The sequence below is a fragment of the Saccharopolyspora sp. SCSIO 74807 genome (assembly GCF_037023755.1).
Classification (GTDB): domain Bacteria; phylum Actinomycetota; class Actinomycetes; order Mycobacteriales; family Pseudonocardiaceae; genus Saccharopolyspora_C; species Saccharopolyspora_C galaxeae.
The window spans coordinates 6,587,062-6,612,819 of record NZ_CP146100.1 but is presented as its reverse complement, the minus strand read 5'-3'; the positions used below and the strand labels follow the sequence as shown (position 1 = coordinate 6,612,819).

General features: G+C 71.2%; 23 protein-coding genes. 12 read left to right on the top strand and 11 right to left on the bottom strand.

Going from position 1 to position 25,758, the window contains the following annotated elements; translation table 11 throughout:
• Window positions 1-175: 175 nt before the first annotated feature.
• The 5 genes from V1457_RS30200 to V1457_RS30180 form a co-directional block, all read right to left on the bottom strand.
• Window positions 176-718 carry a cyclodeaminase/cyclohydrolase family protein gene (locus V1457_RS30200; protein ID WP_200071918.1) on the bottom strand — a complete coding sequence of 181 codons (543 nt, stop codon included), beginning with the start codon at window positions 716-718 and terminating at the stop codon, window positions 176-178.
• The gene (locus V1457_RS30195; protein ID WP_338598671.1) at window positions 715-2,412 is read right to left on the bottom strand and encodes a formate--tetrahydrofolate ligase; all 1,698 of its coding nucleotides are present in this window, start codon (window positions 2,410-2,412) and stop codon (window positions 715-717) included. The genes V1457_RS30200 and V1457_RS30195 overlap by 4 nt, the downstream gene beginning before the upstream one ends.
• Window positions 2,409-3,251: a methylenetetrahydrofolate reductase gene (locus V1457_RS30190; protein WP_338598669.1), complete on the bottom strand. Its 843-nt coding sequence runs from the start codon at window positions 3,249-3,251 to the stop codon at window positions 2,409-2,411. The genes V1457_RS30195 and V1457_RS30190 overlap by 4 nt, the downstream gene beginning before the upstream one ends.
• A gap of 14 nt (window positions 3,252-3,265) precedes the next feature.
• Window positions 3,266-4,465 (bottom strand): glycine cleavage T C-terminal barrel domain-containing protein, encoded by a 1,200-nt coding sequence (locus tag V1457_RS30185; protein ID WP_200071921.1) that lies wholly within the window; start codon window positions 4,463-4,465, stop codon window positions 3,266-3,268.
• Window positions 4,466-4,678: 213 nt separating this feature from the next.
• Entirely contained in the window at window positions 4,679-7,168 is a 2,490-nt protein-coding gene (locus V1457_RS30180; protein ID WP_338598666.1) for an FAD-dependent oxidoreductase, read from the bottom strand.
• A 376-nt stretch (window positions 7,169-7,544) separates the two neighbouring features.
• Here V1457_RS30180 and V1457_RS30175 point away from each other — a divergent pair, with 376 nt between their 5' ends.
• From V1457_RS30175 to V1457_RS30155, 5 genes are all read left to right on the top strand, one after another.
• Window positions 7,545-8,780, top strand: coding sequence for a sarcosine oxidase subunit beta family protein (locus tag V1457_RS30175; RefSeq protein ID WP_200071923.1), 1,236 nt, complete (start codon window positions 7,545-7,547; stop codon window positions 8,778-8,780).
• A 282-nt stretch (window positions 8,781-9,062) separates the two neighbouring features.
• Complete coding sequence (locus V1457_RS30170) at window positions 9,063-9,305, top strand: sarcosine oxidase subunit delta (protein ID WP_200071924.1); 243 nt, start codon at window positions 9,063-9,065, stop codon at window positions 9,303-9,305.
• On the top strand, window positions 9,302-12,145 hold the full coding sequence (locus V1457_RS30165; protein ID WP_338598663.1) for a 2Fe-2S iron-sulfur cluster-binding protein: 2,844 nt from the start codon (window positions 9,302-9,304) through the stop codon (window positions 12,143-12,145). Before V1457_RS30170 ends, V1457_RS30165 begins: the two co-directional genes overlap by 4 nt.
• Window positions 12,123-12,734, top strand: a complete 612-nt coding sequence (locus tag V1457_RS30160) for a sarcosine oxidase subunit gamma family protein (protein ID WP_338598661.1) — start codon at window positions 12,123-12,125, stop codon at window positions 12,732-12,734. Before V1457_RS30165 ends, V1457_RS30160 begins: the two co-directional genes overlap by 23 nt.
• Window positions 12,735-12,970: 236 nt before the next feature.
• A complete protein-coding gene (locus V1457_RS30155) occupies window positions 12,971-13,717 on the top strand; it encodes an IclR family transcriptional regulator (protein WP_200072132.1) in 747 nt (248 codons plus the stop codon).
• A 217-nt stretch (window positions 13,718-13,934) separates the two neighbouring features.
• Here the strand turns inward: V1457_RS30155 and V1457_RS30150 are convergent, their stop codons facing one another.
• Window positions 13,935-15,491, bottom strand: a complete 1,557-nt coding sequence (locus tag V1457_RS30150) for a Na+/H+ antiporter (protein WP_338598659.1) — start codon at window positions 15,489-15,491, stop codon at window positions 13,935-13,937.
• A gap of 134 nt (window positions 15,492-15,625) precedes the next feature.
• Here V1457_RS30150 and V1457_RS30145 point away from each other — a divergent pair, with 134 nt between their 5' ends.
• Window positions 15,626-15,892: a UBP-type zinc finger domain-containing protein gene (locus V1457_RS30145; RefSeq protein ID WP_200071928.1), complete on the top strand. Its 267-nt coding sequence runs from the start codon at window positions 15,626-15,628 to the stop codon at window positions 15,890-15,892.
• Here V1457_RS30145 and V1457_RS30140 read toward each other — a convergent pair.
• The gene (locus V1457_RS30140; protein ID WP_200071929.1) at window positions 15,868-17,073 is read right to left on the bottom strand and encodes a hypothetical protein; all 1,206 of its coding nucleotides are present in this window, start codon (window positions 17,071-17,073) and stop codon (window positions 15,868-15,870) included. The genes V1457_RS30145 and V1457_RS30140 overlap by 25 nt on opposite strands.
• A 220-nt stretch (window positions 17,074-17,293) precedes the next feature.
• Here V1457_RS30140 and V1457_RS30135 point away from each other — a divergent pair, with 220 nt between their 5' ends.
• From V1457_RS30135 to V1457_RS30120, 4 genes are all read left to right on the top strand, one after another.
• A complete protein-coding gene (locus V1457_RS30135; RefSeq protein ID WP_200071930.1) occupies window positions 17,294-17,923 on the top strand; it encodes a DUF4383 domain-containing protein in 630 nt (209 codons plus the stop codon).
• Window positions 17,920-18,573: a DUF1990 family protein gene (locus V1457_RS30130; protein WP_338598653.1), complete on the top strand. Its 654-nt coding sequence runs from the start codon at window positions 17,920-17,922 to the stop codon at window positions 18,571-18,573. Before V1457_RS30135 ends, V1457_RS30130 begins: the two co-directional genes overlap by 4 nt.
• Before the next feature lie 78 nt (window positions 18,574-18,651).
• A complete protein-coding gene (locus tag V1457_RS30125; RefSeq protein WP_338598651.1) occupies window positions 18,652-19,335 on the top strand; it encodes a DUF1990 domain-containing protein in 684 nt (227 codons plus the stop codon).
• Complete coding sequence (locus V1457_RS30120; protein ID WP_338598649.1) at window positions 19,332-19,994, top strand: hypothetical protein; 663 nt, start codon at window positions 19,332-19,334, stop codon at window positions 19,992-19,994. Before V1457_RS30125 ends, V1457_RS30120 begins: the two co-directional genes overlap by 4 nt.
• Here V1457_RS30120 and V1457_RS30115 read toward each other — a convergent pair.
• Complete coding sequence (locus tag V1457_RS30115; RefSeq protein ID WP_295145687.1) at window positions 19,969-20,820, bottom strand: Scr1 family TA system antitoxin-like transcriptional regulator; 852 nt, start codon at window positions 20,818-20,820, stop codon at window positions 19,969-19,971. The two genes, V1457_RS30120 and V1457_RS30115, sit on opposite strands and share 26 nt — an antisense overlap.
• A gap of 388 nt (window positions 20,821-21,208) precedes the next feature.
• Between V1457_RS30115 and V1457_RS30110 the strand changes: the two genes are divergently transcribed.
• Entirely contained in the window at window positions 21,209-21,589 is a 381-nt protein-coding gene (locus tag V1457_RS30110; RefSeq protein WP_200071935.1) for a hypothetical protein, read from the top strand.
• A gap of 251 nt (window positions 21,590-21,840) precedes the next feature.
• Here the strand turns inward: V1457_RS30110 and V1457_RS30105 are convergent, their stop codons facing one another.
• On the bottom strand, window positions 21,841-22,527 hold the full coding sequence (locus V1457_RS30105) for a biliverdin-producing heme oxygenase (RefSeq protein ID WP_338598645.1): 687 nt from the start codon (window positions 22,525-22,527) through the stop codon (window positions 21,841-21,843).
• A 95-nt stretch (window positions 22,528-22,622) separates the two neighbouring features.
• Window positions 22,623-23,555, bottom strand: a complete 933-nt coding sequence (locus V1457_RS30100; RefSeq protein WP_200071937.1) for a siderophore-interacting protein — start codon at window positions 23,553-23,555, stop codon at window positions 22,623-22,625.
• Between the two features lie 63 nt (window positions 23,556-23,618).
• Here V1457_RS30100 and V1457_RS30095 point away from each other — a divergent pair, with 63 nt between their 5' ends.
• Window positions 23,619-24,614: an ABC transporter substrate-binding protein gene (locus V1457_RS30095; protein ID WP_338605170.1), complete on the top strand. Its 996-nt coding sequence runs from the start codon at window positions 23,619-23,621 to the stop codon at window positions 24,612-24,614.
• A gap of 51 nt (window positions 24,615-24,665) precedes the next feature.
• Here the strand turns inward: V1457_RS30095 and V1457_RS30090 are convergent, their stop codons facing one another.
• Window positions 24,666-25,736: a ribonucleotide-diphosphate reductase subunit beta gene (locus V1457_RS30090; RefSeq protein WP_200071938.1), complete on the bottom strand. Its 1,071-nt coding sequence runs from the start codon at window positions 25,734-25,736 to the stop codon at window positions 24,666-24,668.
• Between the last annotated feature and the right edge of the window lie 22 nt (window positions 25,737-25,758).

Sequence of the window (25,758 nt, the reverse complement as noted above, 5' to 3'; positions counted from 1 at the left end):
ATCCCCGTGCCCGTCCCCTGGCGCAGCACGCCGTCCGGAGCTTCGAGGGGGTCCGAGAAGAAACCTCAACCCGTTGACGACCGCACCGGCCGCGGGCCGATCGCGACGAACCGGAACGCGCGCCTCGGTGCGCTCGGTCGTGGTCGTTGGACCGGCCCATTAGGAACCGCAGGATTCAGCGGGCGTGCCCGGCGGCCTCAGTGGCGTGCCGATCGGCCTCATCGGCGGCGGCGAGGTCGGCGCCCGCGGACGTGAGGTTGATCCGCGCCAGCTCGGCCGCCGATCGGGCGCAAGCCGCGGCCAGCGTGGCGGCGGTGCGCGCATCCCCGCGCAGCGCGGGAGTGGCATCGCCGGCGAGTTCGGCCGCCAGCGCCGCGACCTCGGCGGCCACCTCGGCCAGTTTCGCGGGCGGTCCCGCCGCCCCGGCCAGCGCCTCCCGCACCGCCTCGGCCCGCGCGGGATCCTCGCCGCTGCGCCGCTGCGCGGCCAGCACCGCTTGGTACGCCTCGGAATCGGCCACCGCGAGCTCGGTCGCCCGCTGCCGCAACGCCTCCGCCCGAGCCGCCCGGGAGGACGAACGGATCAGCCGCGCCGTCATCGCCGCCAGCCCGGCCGCCGATGCGACGGTGACCGCGCCGACCACGCCGCCGGTGGCGGACGGAGTCGGCGCGGCCACCTCGTCCAGGAAATCCCGCACGCTCGCGTCGAGATCGGTCAACTCAGCCCCACGACCTGGCCGTGCTCGTCGATGTCGATCTGCTCGGCCGCCGGATGCGAACCGAGCCCGGGCATCGTGCGCATGTCCCCGCAGATCGGGTACACGAATCCGGCGCCGACCGAGGCCCGGACCTCCCGCACCGGCAGCGTCCAGCCGGTGGGGGCGCCCAGCAGCGTCGGGTCCGAACTCAGCGACAGGTGCGTCTTGGCGATGCACACCGGCAAGGTGCCGAACCCGTTCGCCTCGTAGTCCCGCAACGAGCGGGCCGCGGCCGGCGTGTAGCTGACGCCGTCCGCCCCGTACACCCGGCGGGCGATCACGTCGATCTTCTCCCGCAGGCTCGCCGAATCCGGGTAGAGCGGCTCGAAGCTGCTGGGCTCCTCGGCGGCCTCCACCACCGCCTCGGCCAGGTCCTTCGCGCCCTTCCCGCCGTCGAGGAAGTGACTGCTGATCGCGACGCGGGCACCCGCGGCCTCGGCGACCTCCCGGATCGCGGCGTGCTCCGAGGGGTGGTCGCTGGGGAAGGCGTTCACCGCCACCACCGGCGAGACCCCGTGCATCCGGATGTTCTCGATCTGCTTGCGCAGGTTGGCCGCCCCGGCCAGCACGTCGTCCGGGTTCTCCGCGAGCAGTTCCGGCGGCAGCGGCCGGCCCGCGACGATCCGGTAGTTGCCGGAGTGCGCCTTCAACGCCCGCACCGTGGCCACCAGCACCGCCGCGTCCGGGCGCAGGCCGGAAGCCCGGCACTTGATGTTGAAGAACCGCTCCGCGCCCATGTCCGCGCCGAACCCGGCCTCGGTCACCACGTAGTCGGCGCAGCGCATCGCGATCCGGTCGGCCACCACCGAGGAGTTGCCGTGCGCGATGTTGCCGAACGGTCCCGCGTGCACGAACACCGGAGTGTTCTCCGTGGTCTGCATCAGGTTCGGCTTGATCGCCTCGCGCATCAGCACCGTCATCGCCCCGGCCGCGCGCAGCTGCTCGGCGGTGACCGGGGTTCCCTCGGCGGTGTAGGCGACGACGATGTGGCCCAGCCTGCGCCGCATGTCGTGCAGCGAGTTCGACAGCGCGAGCACCGCCATCACCTCGCTGGCCGCGGTGATGTCGAACCCGGTCTGCCGCGGCGTGCCGTCCGCGTTCCCGCCCAGCCCGGTCACGATCGAGCGCAGGTCCCGGTCGTTGACGTCGAGCACCCGCCGCCAGGTGATCCGGTGCGGGTCGATGCCCAGCTCGTTGCCCCGGTGCAGGTGGTTGTCCAGCATCGCGGAGAGCAGGTTGTGCGCGGCGGTTACCGCGTGCATGTCGCCGGTCAGGTGCAGGTTCAGCGACTCCATCGGCACCACTTGGCTGTAGCCGCCGCCGGCGGCGCCGCCCTTGATGCCGAACGTGGGGCCCATCGACGGCTGGCGAACCGCCACCGCCGAGTTGTGCCCGAGGTAGCGCAGGCCCTGCCCGAGTCCCACGGTGGTGGTCGTCTTGCCCTCGCCGAGCGGTGTCGGGGTGACCGCGGAGACGACCACGTAGCGGGCGGGCGGTCGGTCGGCGAGTTCCTCGGCCGCGTCCAGCGACACCTTCGCCACCTGGCTGCCGTACGGTTCCAGCAGGTGCGGGCCGAGTCCGAGCTGCGCGGCCACCTCGTCGATCGGACGCAGCGTGCTCGCGCGGGAGATGTCCAGATCGGACGAAATGCTCATGCGGGAACCTCCTGGATCCGGGCGAGCGCCGCATCGCGCCACTGGGCGGTCCGGGTGATTTCGTTGAACGTGTACAGGTGCCAGCCCGCGATCCCCGGTGCGGGTTCGTCCAGGTACGGCCACAGGCCGTCCACGAGGGAATCCGGGTTGTAGGGCGCCAGCAGTTTGCTGACCATGCCGTGCTGCTTGCGCAGGAACCGCAGCGACTCGCCGAGCCCGATCTTCATCGACACCCGAAGCAGCTTGGTCACGTCCACCGCTCCCGGGAGTCCGATGTGGATCGGCAGCAGCACGCCGCGGGCGCGGACCTCGCCGAGCCAGGCCGCGATGCGCTGCGGGTCGTAGCAGATCTGCGAGACCGCGTAGTCCGCGTAACCGGCCTTGTCGGTCATGGCCCGCACGGTGGCCTCGTCGGACAGGAAGGCGTGCCGCTCCGGGTAGCCGCTGATGCCGACCCGCCCCGGCCTGCGGCCGAGCTCGTCCATCCTGCGCAGCAGCGCCAGCGCGTCCGGGAATTCCCCGGCGGGCGCCGGGGAGTCACCCGCGATCACGAACACCTCGCCGCTGCCCAGCGCCTCCGCCCGGTCCAGCAGGCCGGACAAGTGCGCGGAGTCCTTGATGGACCGGGCCGCCAGGTGCGGCACGACCCGCATCCCCGCCGCGGCAAGTTGTGCCGCGGTCGCCAGTGTCGCCTCGGGGCCCTTGGCCGCCGAGGACGTGACCGTGACGGTGGTGCCCGCGGGCAGCTGCTCGCAGCGCTGCACCACTCCGCGCACCGGCAGCACCTCGAACCGGGCGCTGCACAGCAATTCTTCGAGTCGCTGGATTCCGGTGTCCATGATGGCCCGCCTCGCTACGCCGTGGCCGCGCGCTGCGCGGTCTTCGGGATGTCCTTCTGCGGGTCCAGGAACGGCTTTTCGACCACCTCGGCCTGCTGCGGGCCGTGCTGGGTGTGCACCACGAGCTCGGTGCCGAACTCCTGGTAGGCCACCGGGACCATGGCGAAGCCGATGTTGCCCTCCACTCGCGGCGAGTGGCAGGCCGAGGTGACCTCGCCGATGCGCAGCCCGTGCGGGTCGTGCACGTCGAACGGCTCGATCATGTTGCCGTCGTTGAACGAACCGATCGAGGGCCCGCCGATCCGCACGCCGACCAGTTTGCGGGCCACCCCTTCGGACTTGATCCGGGTCAGGGCCTCCTTGCCGATGAAGTCGGATTCCTGGTTCAGGTCGACCATCCAGGTCTTCTCGAAGCCGTAGCCCGCCTCGAACGGGTTGGTGTCATAGGTGATGTCGCAACCCCAGGACAGGATCCCGGCCTCGATGCGGCGGATGTGGCACGGGCCGATCACGGTCATCCCGTGCGGCTCGCCGGCCTCCCAGATCGTCTCCCACAGCTTCACGCCGTCGCGGCTGGCGTGGTGCAGGTAGATCTCGTAGCCCAGTTCCGCGGTGTAGCCGGTGCGGGAGACCACGACCTGCATCCCGTTCAGCTCGCGGTCCACCGCGTAGTAGTACGGAACATCCAAAATGGACTCGCCGAACAGGTCGACCATCACGTCGCGCGACTTCGGCCCCTGCACCTGCACCGGCCCGACATCGGGCTCGCGGATCTGCACGTCCATGCCGAGGTTGTGCGCCAGGCCCTTCGCCCACAGCAGCACGTCGCTGTCGGCCAGCGACAGCCAGAAGTGGTTCTCGCCCAGCCGCAGCAGCACCGGGTCGTTGATGATGCCGCCGTCCTCGGCGGTGACGAACACGTACTTGCACTGCCCGACGCGGCACTTGTTCAGGTCGCGCGGCACCAGCATGTTGGTGAACTCGAAGGCGTCCGGGCCGGTGATCTCGACCTGCCGTTCCACCCCGACATCCCAGAGCGTCACCCCCTCCAGCAGCGCCCAGTATTCAGCGACCGGGTCACCGTAGTGCCGGGGGTGGTACGTGTGGTTGTAGACGCTGTAGAGGCCCACGCCGTGCTGCCTCGATGCGTGGAAGAACGGCGATTTGCGCAGCCGGGAGTACTGCAGGATGCCCGGATTCGGGTTGACGGCCATGGGCTGATGCTCCTTAGAAAGTTCTTTCAGAGTGGGTTTGCGTGGCGGTGCCGGTAGCGGAACCTCACAAAGATCAAAAAGAAGTGTGCTGATGCTCCTTAGCGGCGAGTGGGTTGATTTCCCGGCCTCGGCGAGGGATGCGGGAGCCGCACCTCGGCGGAATCACCGGGTGGTTGTGCGTTTCTCGGCAGGCGGATCCGTTGCCGGGCTGGTTCAGCAGCGCATCCGGGACATGTCCGGGTCGAACACCGGGTCGGCGACGACCGTTGCCGGATGTCGCCGGTCGAAGTAGGACACCCGCAGTTCGGTGCCGGGTTCGGCGAGTTCCGCGGGGATCCAGGCGTAGGCCAGGCTCGCGCCCGCGGAATGCCCGTAGCCCGCGCTGGTGGTGAACCCGGCCGTGGTGCGCCCGGAGCCGGCGAACACCGGCTCGGAGCCCATCAGCACCGTGCCGTCGTCGATGCGCAGGCAGCACAGCCGCCGCCGCACGGGTTGCTCCCGGCGCCGCAGCAGCGCGTCGCGCCCGACGAAATCGCCCTTGTCCGGTTTCACCGCGAACGCCAGCCCGGCCTCGTCGGGGTCGTGCTCGCTGGACATGTCGCCGCCCCAGGCGCGGTAGCCCTTCTCCAGCCGCATCCCGTTGAACGCGCCGCGCCCGGCGGGGAAGATCCCGTGCTCGGTGCCCTGGGCGGCCAGCAGGTCCCACAGCCGCCTGCCGAACTCCGCCGAGGTGTACAGCTCCCAGCCCAGTTCGCCCACATAGGACAGTCGAAGCGCGGTCACCGGCACCTCGCCGACGTGCAGCCGCTTGGCGCGGAAGAACCGGAACGCCTCGTGCGAGACGTCCTCGTCGGCCAGCGGTGCGAGCACGTCGCGCGCCTTCGGCCCCCACAGGCCGATGCAGCAGGTGCCGCCGGTGATGTCGCGGACCGCCGTGGTCTCGTCGGCGTGCCTGCGCAGCCAGGCGATGTCGCGGGGTCCGTTGCAGCCGACCTGGAACTCGGTCTCGGACAGCCGCGCGACGGTGATGTCGGCGCGGATTCCGCCGGTGTGCTCCAACATCAGCGTGTAGGTCACGTAGCCGGGTTTGCGGTCGAGCTGGTTGGTGGTCAGCCGCTGCAGCAGTTCCAGCGCGCCGCGGCCGCTGACCTCCGCGCGCGCCAGCGAGGTCATGTCGAACATCGCGACCCGCTCCCGCGCGGCCAGGTGCTCGGCGGCCACGATCGGCGAGAAGTAGCGGCCCGCCCACTCGCCCGGGGCGACGATTTCCCGGCCGGCCACGAGATGTTCGTTACAGTCGTACCAGTGCGGCCGCTCCCAGCCGTTGGCTTCCAGGAACACCGCGCCGAGCTGTTCCTCCCGCTCGTGGAACGGGGTGGTGCGCAGCGGCCGGGGGCGCGCGGGCGGCTGCTGCGGGTGGATCACGTCGTAGACCTCGCGGAAGCTCTGCGCGCTGCGTTCGGCCACGTAGGACGAGCTGTGCGCGAACTCCTCGAACCGGCGCAGATCCGCCGCGCGCAGGTCCAGCCGCGGCGAGCCCTCGGTCAGCCACTCCGACATCGCCCGGCCGACGCCCGCGGAGTGGGTGATCCACACCGCCTCGGCGACCCAGAAGTTGTCGATCTCCCGGGACGGGCCGAGCACCGGCATCCCGTCCGCGGTGAACAGCATCAGCCCGTTCATGCCCTCCGCGATCTCCGCGCGGCCGAGCGCGGGCAGCAGCTCGCAGGCGTCGTCCCAGGGCTGCTTGAAGTCCTGCGGCGTGAACGGGTGCACGGAGGACATGCCCTTCCACGCGCCGCCGTCGGACGGAGCCTCCGCGCCGCCGCCCCGCGGAGCGCTCGGCGCCAGGTCCGCGGCCTGCACGGGCAGCACGCGGTGCTGGTAGGAACCGATGCCCCAGCGGTCGTGGATCTGCCGGAAGTACATCGAGCAGTCCTGGTGGCGCAGCAGCGGCTGGGTCACCTCGTCGCCGCCGGCGGCCTTGCTGGCGCCGAGATCGGCGGTCGGGCCGGTGACCGCGTACTGGTGCGCGACCGGTTGCACCGGGATGGACACCCCGGCCAGCGAGCCGATCTTCGGCCCCCAGATCCCCGCGCAGCACAGCACCGTCTCCACCTCCACCGAGCCGTCGGTCGTGCGCACCGCGCGGACCCTGCCGCCGGTCACGTCGAACCCGATCACCTCGGTGTTTCCCCGGAACCGGACGCCACGGCGAGTGGCCTCGCGGGCCATCGCCTCGGCCGCGCGCACCGGTTTCGCGATGCCGTCGGTGGGCACGTACAACCCACCGTGAATGCGGGACGGGTCGAGCTGCGGGATGCGGTCGTGCACCTCGTTCGGCCCGATCAGTTCCGCGGGCACGCCCCACGCGGCGGCGAGTCCGCGCTTGCGCTCCAGGTCGTCCCAGCGGGCTTCGGTGGCCGCGACCTCGATGCCGCCGACCTGGTGGAAGCACCGGCGCCCGTCGAGTTCCTCGGCGCTGAACCGCTCGACGGTGTAGGCGGCCAGTTTGGTCAACAACTCCGAAGCGTTGGTCTGGAACACCAATCCCGGTGCGTGCGAAGAGGAACCACCGGTGGCGAACAAGGGTCCTTGGTCCACGACGAGAACGTCGGTGACCCCGGCGCGCGCGAGGTGGTACGCCGTGGAGCAGCCGACGACGCCCGCCCCCACGATCATGATCCGCGCACTGGTGTCCATGTGCAGCCCCCTGGCTCACGAATCTGGTTTCCGGAGAACCGGTGCTGGACTCCGGGAAGATTTCGGCTTGGTTGACGCAGATTCGCTCTCGCGCGACCGGTCCGGGTGCCTGCGGAACACCTCCGGAGGGACTTTCGGAGGTGTTGCGCTCCTCACAACTGGCTGCGTTATGAGCAACAGTGCGCCTGGATCAGGGCGGGCGTCAAGGACACGGAGGGGCGAATTTTCGTTGGCATGATCGGCTTTCCGCGGCTCGATCGGAGCGCTTGATCGACATCGCTGGGCCACTGAGGCGATCCCGCTTGTCGCGGTGACCCGGCGTGGCTAACCTCTGCCGCACAAGGACATCTGGCGTTCTCGCCGAGTGGGTGATCAGATGCGATCCCGCCCTCCACAAGCTCCGGAACTCCCGGAACCTCCCGCGCGCCTGTGGCGTCCGGCCGAGCCCAAGCGCGGCTACGACGTGGTGATCGTCGGCGCGGGCGGGCACGGACTGGCGACCGCCTACTACTTGGCCCAGGAACACGGGATCCGGGACGTCGCGGTATTGGAACGCGGCTGGCTCGCGGGCGGGAACATGGCCCGCAACACCACGATCATCCGCTCCAACTACCTGCTCGACGAGAGCGCCGCGCTCTACGGGCACGCCCTGGACCTGTGGGAGCGGTGGCCGGCCGAACTGGACCACGACTTCCTGCTCAGCCAGCGCGGGGTGCTCAACCTGGTGCACACCGAGCAGGAGATCCGGGACGCGCGGCGGCGGGTGTTCGCCAACGGCCTCAACGGAATCGACGCCGAGTTCGTCGGTCCGGAGGAGATCGCCGAACTGTGCCCGGTGCTGGATGTCTCGCCGCACAAGCGATATCCGGTCCGCGGCGCCACTTGGCAGCCGCGGGCCGGGATCGCCAAGCACGACCACGTCGCGTGGGCGCTGGCGCGGCGCGCCGACCAGCTCGGCGTCGACCTGATCGAGAACTGCGAAGTCACCGGGTTCGTCATGGACGGTGCGCGGGTCGCGGGAGTGCGGACCTCGCGCGGGGACATCGCCGCCGGCCGGGTCGGGCTCGCCGCCGCCGGGCGGACCAGCGCGCTCACCGAGACCCTCGGGCTGCGGTTGCCGCTGCAGAGCCATCCGTTGCAAGCCATGGTCTCCGAGCTGCTGGAGCAGGTGCACCCGTGCGTGGTGATGTCGAACCACGTGCACGTCTACTGCAGCCAGGCGCACAAGGGGGAATTGGTCCTCGGCGCGGGGATCGACACCTACAACGGCTACGGGCAGCGCGGGTCGGTGCACGTGCTGGAGCAGCAGCTCGCCGCGGCGGTGGAGCTGTTCCCGATGTTCGCGCGGGCGCACGTGATCCGGACTTGGGCGGGCGTCGTGGACGTCACGCCGGACGCCTCGCCGATCATCGGGCCCACGCCGGTGGAGGGCCTGTTCGTCAATTGCGGATGGGGCACCGGCGGGTTCAAGGCGACTCCGGCCGTCGGCCGGGTGTTCGCGCACACCGTTGCCACCGGTGCGCCGCATCCGCTCAACGAGCCCTACGGGCTGGAGCGGTTCCGCACCGGGGCCCTCATCGACGAACACGGCGCCGCTGCCGTGGCGCACTGAAGAATGTTTGAAAGGTGGTTTGCGTAGTGGGTCGCTTAGCGGAACCTCAGACGCCGTCTCGCTGCGGGATCTCGTCCTGAAGTAGCGCGCCCTACTCGGCGTCTGAGCTGTCCTCGCGAGACGACGCCTGAGAACCCGCGGCGGTGCCGGTTGCTCAGGTGGTCCGCCGCAAGCGGCTGCGCCGCTTCCAAGGCCGAACACAAGAACGTGCCGCCACGCAAAAGGCGCAGCCCCGCGCCGCTCGAAGACAAGAGCCCAAATGATCCGAAGTGGAGGGACGTGATGTTGCGCATCCCTTGCCCCTGGTGCGGTGAGCGGGACGAGGTGGAGTTCCGCTACGGCGGTCAGGCGCACGTCCGATACCCGGCCGACCCGGCCGGGCTGGACGACGCCGCCTGGGCGGAATACCTGTTCGTACGGGGAAATCCGAGCGGCAGCCTCGCCGAGCGCTGGGTGCACACCGCGGGGTGCAGGCGCTGGTTCGACCTGGTCCGGGACACCGCGACGAACGAGATCACGTCATGACCCGGCTCGGCAGCGGCGGCCGCATCGACCGCAGCCGCACGGTCCGGTTCACCGTGGACGGCACGCCGATGCTCGGGCATCCCGGCGACACGCTTGCTTCGGCGCTGCTGGCCGCGGGCGAGATCGAGGCCGCGCCGTCGCCATATCTCGGCCGCCCGCGCGGAATCCTCACCGCCGACGCGAGCGAGCCGAACGCGATGGTCCAGGTGCTCGACGAGCCCGAGCCGATGGTGCCCGCGACCGAAGTGGAGCTGCGAGACGGTCTGGAAGTGGCGAGGCTCTCCGGCGTCGGCTGGGCCGAAGCGGGCGAGGAGTCCCGCTGCGACAAGAAGTACCGGCACGCCGACGTGGTCGTGATCGGAGCCGGCCCCGCCGGGATCGCCGCCGCCCTCGCGGCCGGTCGCAGCGGCGCGCGGGTGATCCTGGTGGAGCGCAATCGGGAACTCGGCGGCGCGCTGCTGGACGGCGACGAGGTGGTCGACGGCCTGCCCGGTCCGGAGTGGGTGCGGCGGGCGGTGCGGGAACTCGTCGAACTGCCCGAGACGCGGGTGCTGACCCGCGCTACCGCGGTCGGCCACTACGACCACGGATACCTGCTCGTGGCCGAACATCCCGGACCTGGCAAGCACCCGGGGCAGCACCGCCTGTGGCACCTGCGGACCCAGCAGGTGGTGCTCGCGGCGGGTGCGCGGGAGCGGCCGATCGCGTTCGCGGGCAACGACCGGCCCGGGGTCGTGCTCGCTTCCGCGGTCCGCCGGTACGTGCGCCGGTTCGCGGTGCTGCCGGGGCGGGAGGTGGTCGTGTGCACCACTTCGGACAGTGCTTATGCGACGGCGCTGGACCTCGTCGCGGCCGGGGCTCGGGTACCGGTGCTGGTGGACAGCCGGAACGACCCGCCCGCTCGGCTCGCCGCGCGGGCGCGCGAAGCGGGCATCCCGGTGCGGATCGGCTCTGCCGTGGTGCAAACCGTTGGCGCACAACGGGTTTCGGGTGTTCGCGTGCGGGATCTGGACGAGCGGGGCAGGCCGATCGGGGAACCGGAGGAGTTCGGCTGCGACCTGCTCGCGGTGTGCGGCGGCTGGAACCCGGCGACCGAACTGGCCGGTTCCTCCGGCGCGTTGCGGTGGGATCCCGTGGTGGCCGGATTCGTTCCGGACCCGGAGCAGGCTGATCCGGACAAGGACGGGCGGATCGTCGGTGCCGCGCGCGGCACGTACGACCTTGCCGGCTGCTTGGCGCAGGGGTTCGCCGCCGGAGCCGCGTCCGCGACCGCGAGCGGGTTCCGCGTGGTGCCGCCGCCGGTGCCCGCGGTGCGCGGTGACCTGACGTGCGCGCGTCCCCGGCCGCTGTGGCTGGTCGATGGCGACGAGCGGGAGATCTTCGTCGACCAGGCGCGGGACGCGACGGTCGCCGACGTCCGCCGCGCGGTCGAAGCCGGTCTGAGCTCGCCGGAGCACGTGAAGCGCTACACCACGATCGGCACCGGCAGCGATCAGGGCGCGACCTCCGGCATCGTCGCGCTCGGCGTGCTGGCGACCCTGCTCGGGATGGACTCGCCAGCGGCGCTGGGACCGACCGGTGCGCGGCCGCCGACGCGCCCGGTGCGGTTCGAGCTGATGGCCGGTAGGGACCGCGGCGAGCTGCACGATCCGGTGCGCACCACGCCGATGCACGCCTGGCACGTCCGCGCGGGCGCGGAGTTCGAGAACGTCGGCCAGTGGAAGCGTCCCTGGTACTACCCGCAGCCGGGCGAGGACATGGAAACCGCGGTGCTGCGCGAATGCGCGGCCGCGCGCACCGGGGTGGCGATGATGGACGCCAGCACCCTCGGCAAGATCGAAGTGGTCGGCCCGGACGCGCCGGAATTCCTCAACCGCGTCTACACCAACGGTTTCGCGAAGCTCGCCGTGGGCAAGGCCCGCTACGGCATGATGTGCACCGCCGACGGCATGGTCTTCGACGACGGCGTCACGATGCGGCTGGCCGCGGACCGCTACCTGATGAGCACCACCACCGGCAACGCGGCCGCGGTGCTGGACTGGCTGGAGGAGTGGCTGCAGACCGAGTGGCCGCAGCTGGACGTGCGCTGCACCTCGGTGACCGAGCAGTGGGCCACGATCGCCGTGGCAGGCCCGGATTCCCGCGCGGTGCTGGCGCGCGTCGCACCGGAGCTGGACGTCTCGGCCGCCGGCTTCGGGTTCATGGAGGTCCGGGAAGCGTTGCTGCGCAACGGGATTCCGGCCCGGATCTGCCGGATCTCGTTCTCCGGCGAGCTCGCCTTCGAGATCAACGTCGAGTCCTGGTACGGCCAGGCGGCGTGGGACGCGGTCACCGAGGACGGCGCGGGTCTCGGGATCACGCCCTACGGCACCGAGACGATGCACGTGCTGCGCGCGGAGAAGGGGTTCGTCATCGTCGGCCAGGACACCGACGGCACGGTCACCCCGCTGGACCTCGGCATGGACTGGGTCGTCTCCAAGCGCAAGGACTGCATCGGCAAGCGCTCGTTCGCCCGGCCGGACACCGCGCGTTCCGATCGCAAGCAGCTGGTCGGGCTGCTGCCGGTGGACTCCGACGCGTTGTTGCCGGAAGGCGCCCAGCTCATCGAACCGGGCACGCCGCTGACTCCGCCGGTGCCGATGCTGGGGCACGTGACCTCCAGCTACCGCAGCGCCGCGCTGGGGCGGACGTTCGCCCTGGCGCTGATCCGCGGCGGACGCGGCCGGGTCGGCGAGGTGCTGCACGCCCCGCTCGGCGGCACCGCCATTTCCGCCGAGGTCACCGAACCCGTCTTCTACGACCCGGAAGGAGCGCGCCGTGACGGTCATCAGCCCGGTTGAACCCGGCACCACCGGCCCGGCAGGCGTCGAACGGCTGCGCCGCAGCCCGCTCGCCGACCGCGCCGCCGAACTGGCCGCGGCCGCGGGGCCGCGCGGCACCCGGCTCGCCGAGGAACCCTTCCTGACCCAGGTGAACCTGCGGGCCGCGCCCGAACAGCTCGCGCGGCTCGGCAACGCGGCGGGAATCCCGTTGCCGCGCAAGGCGAACCGTGTGGGCGGCGACGTCCAGCGGGCGGCGCTGTGGCTCGGCCCGGACGAATGGCTGCTGATGGCGCCGGACGGGGAGGCCGCATCGCTGCGCGACGCGCTCGGTTCCGCCGGTGCCGCGTCGGTCGTCGACCTGTCCGCGAACCGCACCACGCTGCGACTCGGCGGCGGGTCCGCCCGGGACGTGCTGGAGAAGGTGTGCTCGCTGGACCTGCACCCGCGCGCGTTCGCCGCGGGGCACTGCGCGCAGACCTTGCTCGGCCGCACCCAGGCCGTGCTCTGGCAGCTCGGACCGGAGCCGGACTACCGGATCCTGGTGCGGAATTCGTTCGCCGGCTACCTGGCCGATCTCCTGCTGGACGCGCTGCGCGGGCCTGCCTGATCAGGGCGCTGCGTTCAAGATCGCGGCGCCGAGCAACGGCCGCTGCCTGCGCGGCGTGTTCCCGGCTCGGTCACGGGCATCGGGGAGGTATCGTCCGCAGCGGAATCGCCCTTCGACCCTGTTGCGCGATGCGGAACGCCGGGTATGGTCGCTAGGAAAACCACCAGCGACGGGATTCGGGTCCAACCGTGGTCAACGCTCCTCAACCGGCCGAACGCGAAAAGCCCGGCGCACTCGTGCAGTCCGTGGACCGGGCGGTGAGCGTGCTGGAACTGCTGGCCCGCAACGGCGAAGCGGGCATCACCGAAATCGCCGGGGAACTCGGCGTGCACAAATCCACCGCTTCCCGGCTGGTCAGCGTCCTGGTCTCGCGCGGGCTGGTGGAGCAGCTCGGCGAACGCGGCAAGTACATGATCGGGTTCGGTGTGGTGCGGCTGGCCGGGGCGGCCACCGACCGGCTGGACCTGCCCCGGCTGGGCGGCCCGTACTGCGAGTCGCTGGCCGCCGACCTCGGCGAGACCGTGAACATCGCGGTCCGCGACGAGGACGTCGCGATCAACATCAGCCAGGCCCGCGGCACCGCGTCGGTGACCGCGCACAACTGGGTCGGCCAGCGCACTCCGCTGCACGCCACTTCCAGCGGGAAGGTGCTGCTGGCGCACGCACCCGACGACGACCAGGAAGCGCTGCTGGCGGGGGAGCTGGCGCAGTACACCACGCGGACCGTCATCGACCCCGGGGAATTGCGCGACGGCTTCGACCTGATCGTGCGGGACGGGTACGCCACCAGCTACGAGGAGCTCGAGCTCGGGCTCAACGCCGCGGCGGTGGCGGTGCACCGGCACGACGGCGAGGTGGTGGCCGCGCTCAGCGCGTCCGGGCCGTCGTACCGGTTCTCCCGCAAGCGGATGCGCGAAGTGATCGGTGCGATGACGGTAGCGGCGAAAGAACTCTCCGCGCAGCTGGGATTCCTGGAAACCTGACTTTTTCAGAATGATTTGCGTGGCGGTGCCGGTGGCGGAACCTCAGCGGCTTCCTCGCTCCGGGATCGATTTCTGACGTAGGCCCCTACGCGGCGAAATCGCTGTCCTCGCGAGGAAGCCGCTGAGAACCCGCGGCGGTGCCGGTTGCTTGCATGGCCACTGCTCAGCGGCTACGCCGCTGACAAGACAAAGATCAAGAACCGTAGTGAAACGCCGATCAGTCGCGTTGCAGCATGACGTCTTCCAAGTCGAGTTCGTGCAAGACCCGGCGCAGCACCTCGTCGTCGATGCGGCCTTCGTCGCGGAAACGCACGAACACCTCGCGCTCGGCGTCCAGCATTTCGATGCGCAGCCGCCGGTAGGCGGTGGTGGGGCTTTCGCCCAAGTCGGCATCGGGGCGGCCGAGCCGTTCCCACGCGCGGTGGCTGCGGCGTTCGGCCGCGCGACGCAGCTGCTCGGCGACCTCGGCGGGTGGTTCCGCCTCGGCGGTGAGCGCGTCCAGCCGCCCGCGGGCGGCGAGCGCGGCGTTGTGCGCGGCCTCGGCCTCGGCGAGCGCGTCGGTGTAGCTCTCCCGGCCGCGCACTCCGAGCCACCGGATCACCCACGGCAGCGTCGCGCCGTGCAGCAGCAACGTGCCCAGCGTGACGAAGAACGCCAGGAACACGACTTCCGCGCGGTTCGGAAACGCCAGCACCGGGATCGCGGCGGCCGCGGCCAGCGAGACCACACCGCGCATTCCCGCCCAGGCCACCACCAAGCCGTGCTGCCACGGCGCCGCATCCGCTCCGCGAGCGATCCGATCGGGCAGCAGCAACGTGCCGAACACCCAGACCGCGCGCACCAGCACCACCGCGGCGGTCAGCGCGAGCCCGGCCAGCACGAGCGGCCAAAGCCGTCCTGCGACGCCTTCGGTGACGCTGCGCAGCTGCAACCCGATCAGCGCGAACACCACCGCTTCCAGCAGCGTGTCCGCCGAACGCCACACTGCGCGGTCCTGCAGCCGCCGTGCCGCGGTGCCCGAAGGCGCCCGCTGCGCCAGGTACAGCCCCGCCACGACCACGGCGAGCACTCCGGAGGCGTGGATCGCCTCGGCCAGCAGGTAGGTCGCGAACGGGACCAGCAGGCCCACGGCGCTCTCCAACACCCCGTCGGCCAGCGCCAGCCGGAGGCGGTGCACCGCCCAGCCCACCGCGCAGCCGACGACCAGCCCGCCCGCGGCCGCGAGCACGAACACGCCGACGCCCTGCAGCAGCGTGTAACCGGCGCCGACCACACCGGCGACGGCGACGCGGTAGACCGTCAGCGCCGAAGCGTCGTTGACCAGGCTCTCCCCGGACAGGATCGTCATCACCTTGCGTGGCAACCCCAGTCGGCGACCGATCGAGGTCGCCGCCACCGCGTCCGGCGGAGCCACCACCGCGCCCAGCACCAGCGCGGGCCCGAGCGGCATCCCGGGCACCAGCGCCCACGCCGCGAAACCCACCGCGACCGTCGTCACCAGCACGGCACCGACCGCGAGCGAACCGATCGGCCGCAGGTTCGCGCGCAGGCCCAGCGCGGAACTGGTCAGCGCCGCCGAGTACAGCAGCGGCGGCAGCACCAGCACCAGGATCACTTCCGGGTTGATCGCGTAATCCGGCACGCCGGGCACGAACGACACCGCCAGCCCGGCCAGCACCAGCGCCAGCGGCTCCGACAACCCCCAGCGGCGGGCCAGCGCCGTGACCGCCAGCGCGCCTGCCAGCAGCAACATCACTTGCGGGAACTCGTGCATGCGCCCTGTCGTACCCGTTGCGCGCTCGTACCGCGCAGGTCGGGGCCGTCCGGGAACAACGACCCGGCCGCGCAGCGTTCGCGAGGCCCTAGGGTGGACAGCGCCCGAGCAGCGCGTTCCGGAAGGGGGCAGTCGTGCCCGGATGTGATCACCTGGAGGTCGCCGCCGCGCTGTCGCCGGTGCCGAGTTCCCCCGGGGGCTGCGAGGACTGCCTGGCCAAGGGCCTTCAGGTGTGGGCGCACCTGCGGCTGTGCACCGAGTGCGGGCACGTCGGCTGCTGCGATTCCAGCCCGGACCGGCACGCCACCGGGCACCACCGCGACACCGGGCATCCGGTGATCCGCTCGTTCGAGCCGGGCGAGTCGTGGTCCTGGTGCTACGTGGACGAACGGTTGGGCTGAGGGGGCACGTCGGCCCACGGCTGGTCGGCGTCCGCGGTTCCGGGGTTCGCGGGATCGCCGTACCGCTGCCGGATCGAGTCGGCGAACTCGTGCTGCCCGGCCGAGTCGAACAGCGCCGCCAGCCGGTCCGCGAGCCCCGACCGTTCGGCCGTTTCCGGGTCGAGCTCGCGGAGCAGGCCGTCGACTTGCTCGATCGCGGCACGCTCGGCGTCGCCGGTCGGCTCGCCGGGGGCCAACGCGCCTGCCGAGAGTTCCCCGCCTGCCGAGAGTTCCCCGTAGGACAGGTACGAGCTCCCGCCCTCCAGCGAGCCGGTGAACGACAGCGACTCCGCGCGCAGCGGCCGCCCGTTCTGGAACGGTGCCTGCCGCGAAGCGGGCACCAGGTGCCGGAACTGCTCGGCGATCTCGGTTCCGTTCGCGGCCGCGGACAGCTGCGCGAGCGTGCCGATCAGTTCGGCGGCGCGTTCCACTTCGTCGTCGTGGCGCGCCAGCCACCACACGACGGCGCTGCCGGTGTCGCGCAGCACCTCGTCGGCGAGGTAGGCGCGCTTGTTGCGCTCGTGGTCGCGTTCCAGCTGCCAGACCTGCTCGTCCTTGCGGACCTCGGCGAGCCTGCGGAGCCGGTCGGCGTCGACCTCCGGCAAGGTCAGCGCCAAGTCCGCGGCCCACGCCTCGATGTGCCGGTGCTCGTCGCGGGTCACCGCGCCCAGCGCGGCCGCGAGCCGGTGCTCGATCGCGCCGCGTCCGGCGGGGTGCTCGCCCGCGGTGATGAGCCGGGCGCGGGAGAGCACCGTCTCCACCGCCAACTCCGCCGGGTTCTCGTGCCCGACGCCGACCGCGTCGGCCGGGCGGCGCCACCACACCGTCGCGCTGAACACGAAGCGGTAGTCGGCCTCGGAACTGGGCAGCGGAACGTCCCGGACCTGGCGCGGCTGGAACGGCTCCGGCTCGGGTTCCGGCGCGGCCGGTGCCCGGCGCTGCGCCAGCAACGCCTCGTGCAACGCATCTTGCCGCTGCCGCTGCAGCACGTGCCTGCCGTACGCGGCGACCGCGGCCAGCAGCAGCGCGGCGAACAGGCCCCACGCCCAAGGCGGCCAGGACAGGCCCAGGCCGAGCACGGCAGGAACCAGCACGGAACCGCCGGCCAGCGCGGCCAGCAGGATCTTGTTGTCGCGGCTCATCACCAGATCCCCGCATCGACGGCGACGTGCTCGCCGGGTCCCCCGGCGCGGTGCGCACCAACTTTAGGGCTCGTGATCACCGGCCGGTACCCGGCGACCGGGCGACCTGCGCGGGTCCGCGGTGTAGTGCGCCCGGCGGACGGGTATTCGGAATGCGTAGGCGTGCGACTCGATCCGGAGGTCGGTGATGACGCGCGGTAAACCGGTTCCTCCTCATCCGGTGCACACGGTTCACCGCATCGGCGCAGTCCTGCTCGGCGTGCTCCTGCTGGTCTTCGCGATCCTCGGGCTGGCGCGCGGATTGCAGTTCTTCAGCACCAGCGGTCAGCCGGTCCTCGGACTGTCCAGCAACGGCCTGCTCTCGATCATCTCCCTGGTGGCGGGCGTGATCCTGATCGGCTGCGCGGCCTGGGGCGGTTGGCAGGCGTCCACCGTCACCACCGGGTTCGGCGGGGTTTTCCTGCTTTCCGGGCTGGTGCACCTGGCGATCCTGCACACCTCCCTGAACATCCTGGCGTTCCGGCTGCCGAACGTGTTCTTCAGCTTGATCGTGGGGATGATCCTGCTGTTCACCGGGCTCTACGGGCGGATGTCCGGCGGGTTGCCACCGGACAACCCGTATCGCCGGGAGCACCCGATGCGCAAGAACCGCCCGCACCCGGAGGAACAGCTCGACTTCGAGGCGAGCGAAACCGATGCGCAGCAACAGCAGTACCGCGAGGCGGAGATGGCGATGGGCGAGGGCCACCCCACTCCGGAGCAGACGCAGCTGGTGATGCGCGATCAAGCCCGCCGCCGAGCCGCCGAACGCGCCAGGGCCCGCCGCAAGCTGGAGGGCGGCGCGGAGTGATCGGCGCCTGGCTGTGGCGTTGGCCGCCCGGACTCGCGTTCGCCGCGCTGCGGCACCTCACCACCGGCATCCCGGTGCACCAGGTGGAACAGGCCGAACAGGTGCGCTCGCCGGAACTGGCCACCGGAGCGGACCTGCAACGCATCGAAGACGGAGTCGGTCCGCTGTTCCACCGCCGCTACGGCGTGCGCGTGCACGTGCACCTGCGGGAGGCCGAGACGGTGATGGCGTCGTTCATGGCGGCGCCGGACTCGATGGTCCCGAGCGAGGTGGCGCGGTTCGAGCCCGAAGGCGATCACCGCGACCTGCGGCTCGGCGACGACCTGGTGGTGCGGATGCCGGGCCCGTGGAACGGCCCGGTGCGCGTGGTCGCGCAGACCCCGCGCTCGTTCCGGCTCGCCACCCGGCGCGGGCACCTGGAAGCCGGGCAGATCGAGTTCCGCGCCGAAGACCGCGGCACGGAGCTGGTCTTCGAGATCGAATCCTGGGCGCGCAGCGGCAGCTGGGCCGCCGATCTGCTCTACGACCGGCTCCAGCTGTCCAAGTTCATGCAGGCGTACCTCTGGGTGCACTGCTGCGAGCGGGTTTGCGCGGCCGCAGGCGGGCGAATGGTCCAGGGCGTGGAGATCTACACCGGACGGGAAGGCTGAGCGCTCTCCACCCCAGGCTTTGCGAGCGACGTCGACGACGAGGAGGTGGGCGTGTTCCCCCGGCGAGGAGCCGAGCAAGTGCAGCGGCTTGCCGAGTTGCCGTTGAACTTCGACGTGCCCCGGACCCCCGCAGCAGCGGACTGGCACATCGACGACTTCCGCCAGCAGCTGCGCGCCGAACCGCCGGGCGAGCCGCTGCCCGGCGGCACCTGGGAAGTCGCCTGCTCGCTGGTGCGGCACTACGAGTTCGCCGACCCCGCGCTGGTGCAACGCGTGCACCGCTCGTCGGACACCCTCGCGGAATCGGACCTGCTGCTGGTGACCCGGTTCTACGGCCTCACCTTCCGGTTGCCGTGCCGGGTGGGCGAGGTCGTCGACGACACCGCGTGCGGGGTGCGCCGGTGGGGGTGGAATTACCGCACTTTGCAAGGACATCTGGAGCAGGGGCAGATGGGCTTCTCGGTGCGCAAGGACCTCACCAGCGGCGCGGTCGAATTCCGCGTGCAGGCGTACTCGCGGGCGGCGCCGATCGCGAACCCGGTGGTGCGGCTGGGATTCGAGCTGTTCGGGCGGAGCACCCAGCTGCGCTTCATCCGCGGCGCCTGCCTGCGGATGGCCGCGCTGAGCGATCCGGCGAAGAACGGCCCGCCGCTGCCCGGCCCGTCGCGCGGGCAGCCCGCTGCGGGCGGTCCCGGTCCGGCTCGGTTCGCTCCGGGGGCTGGGCGAGCAGAGCCGCCAGCCGAGGGCAGTCGTCGACGGTGACGGTCACCGCCGGATGCCGCAGCACGCCCAGCGGCTCGATGCCCGGCACCGGCTCGGCGAACCGCACGCACAGCCCTCGCTCGCCGTTGGTCGCGCAGGTGATCCCGCCGTCGGCCAGCGACAGGTGCGCAGGACCGGCCGTCTTCACCAGCCAGTACGGGCCGGTGACGGTGGTCGAGGCGATGTTCGAGCGCGGGCTGCGCACGCACCACGGCCCGAACCGCACGACGAGCTCGGCCGCGCTGACCCGCACCCACGCCGTCGGCGGCGCGATGCCGAACGGCAGGCCCAGCACCTGGTACCGCCGCCAGAACCGGAACGGGAAGGTCTGCACGGTGCCAGGGTTCGTGCTCCGCACGGTGCCAGGCTTCGTGCTCCGCACGGTGTCGCTGGTGTCGCCGGTGTGCATGCCCCGTGGCTACCCGGACGATCTCCGGGGTCCACGTCGCCTGCGCTGGTCCGGAAATCTGCGTGATCCGCGCCGAGCCGCGAAAACGCTGACGCCCGGAGCCGGACTCGCGAAGGTGCAAGCGTGCAACCCATCACCCGGTATCGCCCGTACGGCCACGTTCGCGACGACACGTGGCCGAAGTGCGCGGCGTCGTACCGGCCGAAGATGGCACGGCTGCGAACTCAGGCCGCCCGCGCCCGCGCGATGATCCCGGTGATCAGCTCGGCCGAGTCGGCGCAGCTCATGGCCACGCGTTCGACCTCGTCCCGGGCTCGCACGAACGCCGCGACGTCCGACTCGGACTGCAGGAAAACCGAACCGCGGTGGTGTTCGAGGTGCACCACCGGCGCCGCCTTGGAGAACTCCAGCAGGAAGAAATCCCCGGAGTGCGCGGGAGTCCACCCCGCGCTGTTCGGGATCACCCGGATCTCGACGGTGTCCTGCGCGCCCAGCTCCAGCAGCAGCCGCAGCTGCTCCAGCAGCGTGCCCGGGTCGCCGATCGGCTGGTGCAGCGCCGTTTCCAGGATGAGCGCGCGGTAGTGCACCGGTGACCTGCGGCGGGTGATGATCTCGCGGCGGCCGAGGCGCAGCGCGACCCGCTTGTCCGCGTTCTCCGTCTCGCCCGCGTGGATGATCGCGCGGGCGTACTCCGGTGCCTGCAGCAGGCCGGGCACCACGTTGGTCGCCACGTCGGTGATCCTGGTGGCGGTCCGCTCGAACTCCAGCAGGGTTGCGAGCTGGTCGGACTGCCCGGGAACGCCTATCGGGGTGCTCGGTGGCGGCTCGGCGGCCGCCTCGCGGGCCAGCTTCAGCATCCGGTTGCGCGCGGTGGCGCTGCTGCCGAGCACCGCGCAGACCGCGGAGACCGACTCGGCCGACGGCACCCGGTCCCCGCGCTCCCAGCGCACCAGCACCGAGTGCGAGACGTCCAGGATCGCGGCCAGCCTGCGCAGCGCGAGACCGCTTTTCTGGCGTGCGTCGCGCATTTCGGCGCCCAGCACATAGGCGCGGGGCCGGGGAGTGGTTCCGTTCATGGAAGGAATGTTAGTCATTTGCAACAAGATCGGCGATCATCCGAACGAGCTATTGTCAATAGGTCTCGGAACCCGACATCCTGTTTCCGGTATTTCCGCGCGGACGGCGGCGCGCTCGGCGGTGAACGGCCGGTCCGATGCGAACCGGCGCGGCGTCCGGTGCGGCCGCGGGTGCGGGTACCGAAAAGTGCTCCGGTGTTCCGGGCGGAGCGATGCTGCGAATCGAATGAAGTGAATCGGTTTCTGATTTGGAAGGGGGAATGGTGCGCGGTGCGGAGGACCCCGTCGGCCGGGCGGACCCCGGACGCACGGCGTCCGGCGCGGATTCGGCCTCGTGCGGGGAAAAACCCGGCTCGGGCCGGGAGCCGGCGGGGTCGGGAGGCGTCCGGTGAGCGCGCACGCCTGGATGGCATCCGCGTTCGCCGCGACTTGGCACAAGGTGGCCGTGTCCGCGCGCGGGACCGCGCCCGCCGCCGCTTGCGGGCACCGCATCGGCGGACCGGTGCACCGCAGGCTCATCGGCCCGCTGCCGGATGACGGGCGAATTCCCTGCGCGGCGTGCGCCGCTGTTCTCGCCACATTCCGCGGCACCCGGGAATTGCGCGCGCCGTACTCCGGTGGCGGGTATTTCTCCGGGCAACTGCCGACCGGGCCGGGGCAACCGGAGTGGCCGGATGCCGACCCGGAGGATCCGCGGAATCCGCCGGGCCGGAACGGTCTTCCGGACAATTCCGCCGAACCCGGAAGGCATACCGGCGAGGCGGCATGAACCGGCCCGGCCGCCCGCGTGGCTCGTTCCGACCCGGTTCCGACCGGGCTCCTGCCGAGGTGCCCGGCTGATGTGACCCGGCCGACCTCCCCGGCCGGGCGGTCCGAAGACGGGCCTGCGTCGCGTCCCCGTCCCCGCGTGGCGCCGGCCCCGGCCGGGGCGATGCCGATTCGCCTCCCGCATCGCCCCGGCCCCCGCGCGGGGTTGCTCCCCGCATCCCCGGACCACTCGTCGTGCTGCGGCACCCCGGGTCACGCACCGCGCTGCCGCGGGATCCGCGGTGGCAGCCTGCGTCCCAGGTCGGTGAAGACCTCGGTGTTCAAGTGGTACGCCAGCCGGACCTCGGCGGTGATCCGCTTCTGCTCCCGCGAGTCCCAGCCTGCGGTGTCCAGCAGCAGCCGGTAGGCGTTGCGCACCCGGGGGCGGCTGGGCACGTCGTCGAAGGTGAGGAACGCGAAGCCCTGCCCGTCCGGCGGGTTCAGGCTGCGCTGCATCGCCGAGCGGATCACGGCGCCGCCGGAGAGATCGGCCAGGCAACGGGTGTAGTGGTGCGCCACGAACCCGCCGGGCCAGTCGAAGCACACCTCGCGCAGCCGCTCGCAGTAGCGCTCGGTGGCCTCGCTGGCGCTGATCACTTCGCGCCAGTCCGGGCCGAGGTAGTAGTGCAGGTCGGTCTCCAGGTGCGGCAGCCTGCGCAGCCGGTCGCTGACGAACGGCCCGGCGACGACGTCGCTGCGCATCACTTCGGCCGCCGATTCCAGGACCTGGTAGGCGAAGTAGTGCTGGGCGAGCATCACCGCGTAGGCGTCGGCCTCCAGCTCGCCGGCGATCAGGGCGCGCAGGAAGGGCAGGGTTTGGACGTGTTCGTGCTCGGTGCGGGTCTCCGACCGGAGGCGGCCGGCGAAATCACTGCGGACCGGTTGCTGCGCGGGTGACACTCGAACCTCCGTGGTTAGGTTAGCCTTACCAAAACCAAGAAGATCCTGACATGCGTCCGGTGAGGCTGCCAAGAGGTCGTCGTTGTGATGCGGGCTCAGCTGCGCCCCGCGCGCCAGTAGCCCATGAACGCCACCGCGCCCCGCGGTACCTGGTGGTCCTGCACCATCAGCCGCCGCAGCCGCTTGATCACGGAGGCTTCGCCGGCCAGCCAGCCGTAGAGCCGGGCGGTCGCCGCGGTCGTCTCCTGCGGCACATCCCACAGCGTCGCGGAGTCGACGTCGACGTCTTCGAGCGCGGTGGCGCAGTCCCCGCCGCTGGCGCTGAACTCGGACAGCGCGGCCGAAACCGAGTCCTCCAGCAGCGCGCCGTGCGGCAGCCAGCCGGTCGGGCGCCGCCGCACCAGCCAGCGGATCTCCACGTTCCGCGGGCCCTCCCAGGTCTGGATGTCGTCCACGGTGGGCACTTCGGCGCAGACCACGCCGCGGGCGTCGGCGGGCAGCGACTCCACGATGGCCGCCATCGCGGGCACCGCGGTCTCGTCCCCGGCGAGCACCAGCCGATGGGCGGAGCGCGGCGGGGACCATTCGCAGCCCCACATGGGTCCGCTGCCGGGCCGGTCCGGTCCGAGCAGGCCGGCCTCGTCGCCCGGCGCGGCCGTCGCCGCCCAGGTCGAGGCCGGTCCGCCGTGGCCGGCGTCGACTCCGTGCAGCACGAAGTCGATGTCCAGCTCGGCGGCCTCCGGCCGGTGCGCGCGCACGGTGTAGGTGCGCAGCGTGGGGCGCACCTCGTCCGGCATCGCCTGCCAGCGCGGGTACCAGTCCGGTCCGTCCGGCAGGTCGGCGATGGTGCGGCCGGGCTGCGGCAGCATCAGCTTGATCCGCTGGTCGAGTCCGCCGATGCCGAATCTGTGCAGGTCGTCGCCGGTGAACGTGATGCGGGTGAAGCTCGGGCCGAGTCGTCGCACGCGCGCCACGCGCGCCTGGAACACCACGTACTGCGGACGGGGGACGTCCTGCCGTCGGGCCATCGCCGGAAACCCTTCGCCTATCGGGGCCTACGTAGGCTAGCCTAACCTCAACGGTTGGAGGACGTGATGGTGAGTCGGCGGCGCGTGCTCGGGCTGGGGCTGTCCCTGGGTGCGCTGGCGGGTTGCTCCGCACCGGACGGCGGCAGCGCGCCCGGATGGTCCTTCGTGGACGACCGGGGTGTGCGGGCTACCAGCGGCGCCGTGCCGCGGCGGATCATCGCACAGGTCTCCGCGGCGGGCGCGCTGAACGACTTCGGCGTGCCGGTGGTGGGCACCTTCGGCCCGCTGGTGCGCGACGACGGCAGCACCGAGCCGGAGGCCGGCAGCATCGATCCGCGCCGGGTCATCGATGTCACCGGACCCGGATACGGCGAGCTGGACATGGAACGCACCGCGGCGTTGCGGCCGGACCTGCTGGTCAGCGGCAAGTACGCGGAGTTCGAGGGGTTGTGGCACCTGACCGTCGAGCAGGAGCGGCAGGCGCGGTCGATCGCGGCGACCGTCGGCATCGAGCAGTCCGGCAGGTCGCTGCCGGAGACGATCGGGGCCTACCGCGAACTCGCCCGCGCGCTCGGGTCCGATGTGGACTCGGAGCGGATGCGCGCGGACGAGGCCCGATTTCACGCGGCCGCGCAACGGTTGCGCAGGATCGGGGCGCGGATGCGGGAGCAGCACCGCAGCATCCTCGCGATCGGTGGCACCAAGCAGGAATTCTTCGTCGTGGTGCCAGCGCGCAACCCCGACCTGGACTACTACGTGCGGGAGCTCGGACTGCCGATCCAGGCGCCCGCGCGTCCGGACACCGGCGGTGGCGGGTACTTCGAGCGGTTGTCCTGGGAGAACGCCGGGTCCTACCGCGGGGATGTGCTGATGTGGGACACCAGACCGGCTTCGTTGCCGCCGTCGGAGATGAAGCGCAATCCGGTGTTCGCCGCGCAGGAAGCCGCCGCGCACGACCGGTTCGTCGAATGGCACGCGGTCGCGCCGTGCAGCTACGCGAGCTATGCGGGCATCATGACCGGACTCGCCGACCAGCTCGAAGCTGCCGCACCGGGTTGAGCGCCCCGTCCCCTGCGGTGCGGGGACGGGGTCGCGCTCGAAGGGAGCCCGTCAGTCCCAGCTCAGGGAGGCGCCGGACTGGTACTCGGTGACTCGGGTTTCGAAGAAGTTCTTCTCCTTTTTGAGGTCCATCGCCTCGGACATCCACGGGAACGGGTTCTCCGCCGCGGGGAAAACCGGATCCAGTCCCAATTGGACGCAGCGGCGGTTGGTGATGAAATGCATGTACTGCTCGCAGAGTTCGGCGTTGAGGCCGAGGATGCCGCGCGGCATCGTGTCGCGGCCGTAGGCGACCTCCAGCTCGCAGGCCTCGGTGAGCATCCCGCGCACCTCTGCCTGGAACTCGGGTGCCCACAACTGCGGGTTCTCCAGCTTGATCTGGTTGATGCAGTCGATGCCGAAGTTCAGGTGGATCGACTCGTCGCGCAGGATGTACTGGTACTGCTCGGCGATGCCGACCATCTTGTTCCGCCTGCCCAGCGCGAGGATCTGCGCGAAGCCGGTGTAGAACCACATGCCTTCGAAGATCACGTAGAAGGCGATCAGGTCGCGCAGGAACGCCTGATCGCGCTGCTGGCCGCCGGTGGCGAACTGCGGGTCTTCCAAGTGCTGGGTGTAGCGCAGCGCCCAGGCATCCTTGTCCGAAATGGACGGGATCTCGCGGTAGGCGTTGAACAGCTCGCCCTCGTCGAGGCCGAGGCTTTCGCAGATGTACTGGAAGGTGTGCGTGTGCACCGCTTCCTCGAAGGCCTGGCGCAGCAGGTATTGGCGGCACTCCGGATTGGTGATGTGCCGGTACACGGCGAGCACGATGTTGTTGGCCACCAAGGATTCGGCGGTGGCGAAGAAGCCGAGGTTGCGCTTGAGCATCAGCCGCTCGTCGTCGGTGAGACCGTCGCGGGAGCGCCACAGCGCGATGTCGGCGTGCATGGACACCTCGGTCGGCATCCAGTGGTTGTTGCAGCCGGCGAGGTATTTCTCCCACGCCCAGCCGTATTTCATCGGTAGCAGCTGGTTGACGTCGGCGCGCGCGTTGATCATCGACTTGTCGTCGGCGTCGACGCGGCCTGCGGCGCGGTCGATCTCGCCGAGGCCGGTGGTGTCGGTTCGCAGGGAGGTCATGCTCACTCCAGGAGTTCAGCTC

What these genes read in the sequence shown, in the direction of transcription:
- V1457_RS30195 (WP_338598671.1), bottom strand. Translation starts at nt 2,412, where the DNA reads ATGAGCATTTCGTCCGATCTGGACATCTCCCGCGCGAGCACGCTGCGT.
- V1457_RS30165 (WP_338598663.1), top strand. Translation starts at nt 9,302, where the DNA reads ATGACCCGGCTCGGCAGCGGCGGCCGCATCGACCGCAGCCGCACGGTC.
- V1457_RS30170 (WP_200071924.1), top strand. Translation starts at nt 9,063, where the DNA reads ATGTTGCGCATCCCTTGCCCCTGGTGCGGTGAGCGGGACGAGGTGGAG.
- V1457_RS30150 (WP_338598659.1), bottom strand. Translation starts at nt 15,491, where the DNA reads ATGCACGAGTTCCCGCAAGTGATGTTGCTGCTGGCAGGCGCGCTGGCG.
- V1457_RS30140 (WP_200071929.1), bottom strand. Translation starts at nt 17,073, where the DNA reads ATGAGCCGCGACAACAAGATCCTGCTGGCCGCGCTGGCCGGCGGTTCC.
- V1457_RS30190 (WP_338598669.1), bottom strand. Translation starts at nt 3,251, where the DNA reads ATGGACACCGGAATCCAGCGACTCGAAGAATTGCTGTGCAGCGCCCGG.
- V1457_RS30180 (WP_338598666.1), bottom strand. Translation starts at nt 7,168, where the DNA reads ATGGACACCAGTGCGCGGATCATGATCGTGGGGGCGGGCGTCGTCGGC.
- V1457_RS30175 (WP_200071923.1), top strand. Translation starts at nt 7,545, where the DNA reads ATGCGATCCCGCCCTCCACAAGCTCCGGAACTCCCGGAACCTCCCGCG.
- V1457_RS30100 (WP_200071937.1), bottom strand. Translation starts at nt 23,555, where the DNA reads ATGGCCCGACGGCAGGACGTCCCCCGTCCGCAGTACGTGGTGTTCCAG.
- V1457_RS30185 (WP_200071921.1), bottom strand. Translation starts at nt 4,465, where the DNA reads ATGGCCGTCAACCCGAATCCGGGCATCCTGCAGTACTCCCGGCTGCGC.
- V1457_RS30115 (WP_295145687.1), bottom strand. Translation starts at nt 20,820, where the DNA reads ATGAACGGAACCACTCCCCGGCCCCGCGCCTATGTGCTGGGCGCCGAA.
- V1457_RS30090 (WP_200071938.1), bottom strand. Translation starts at nt 25,736, where the DNA reads ATGACCTCCCTGCGAACCGACACCACCGGCCTCGGCGAGATCGACCGC.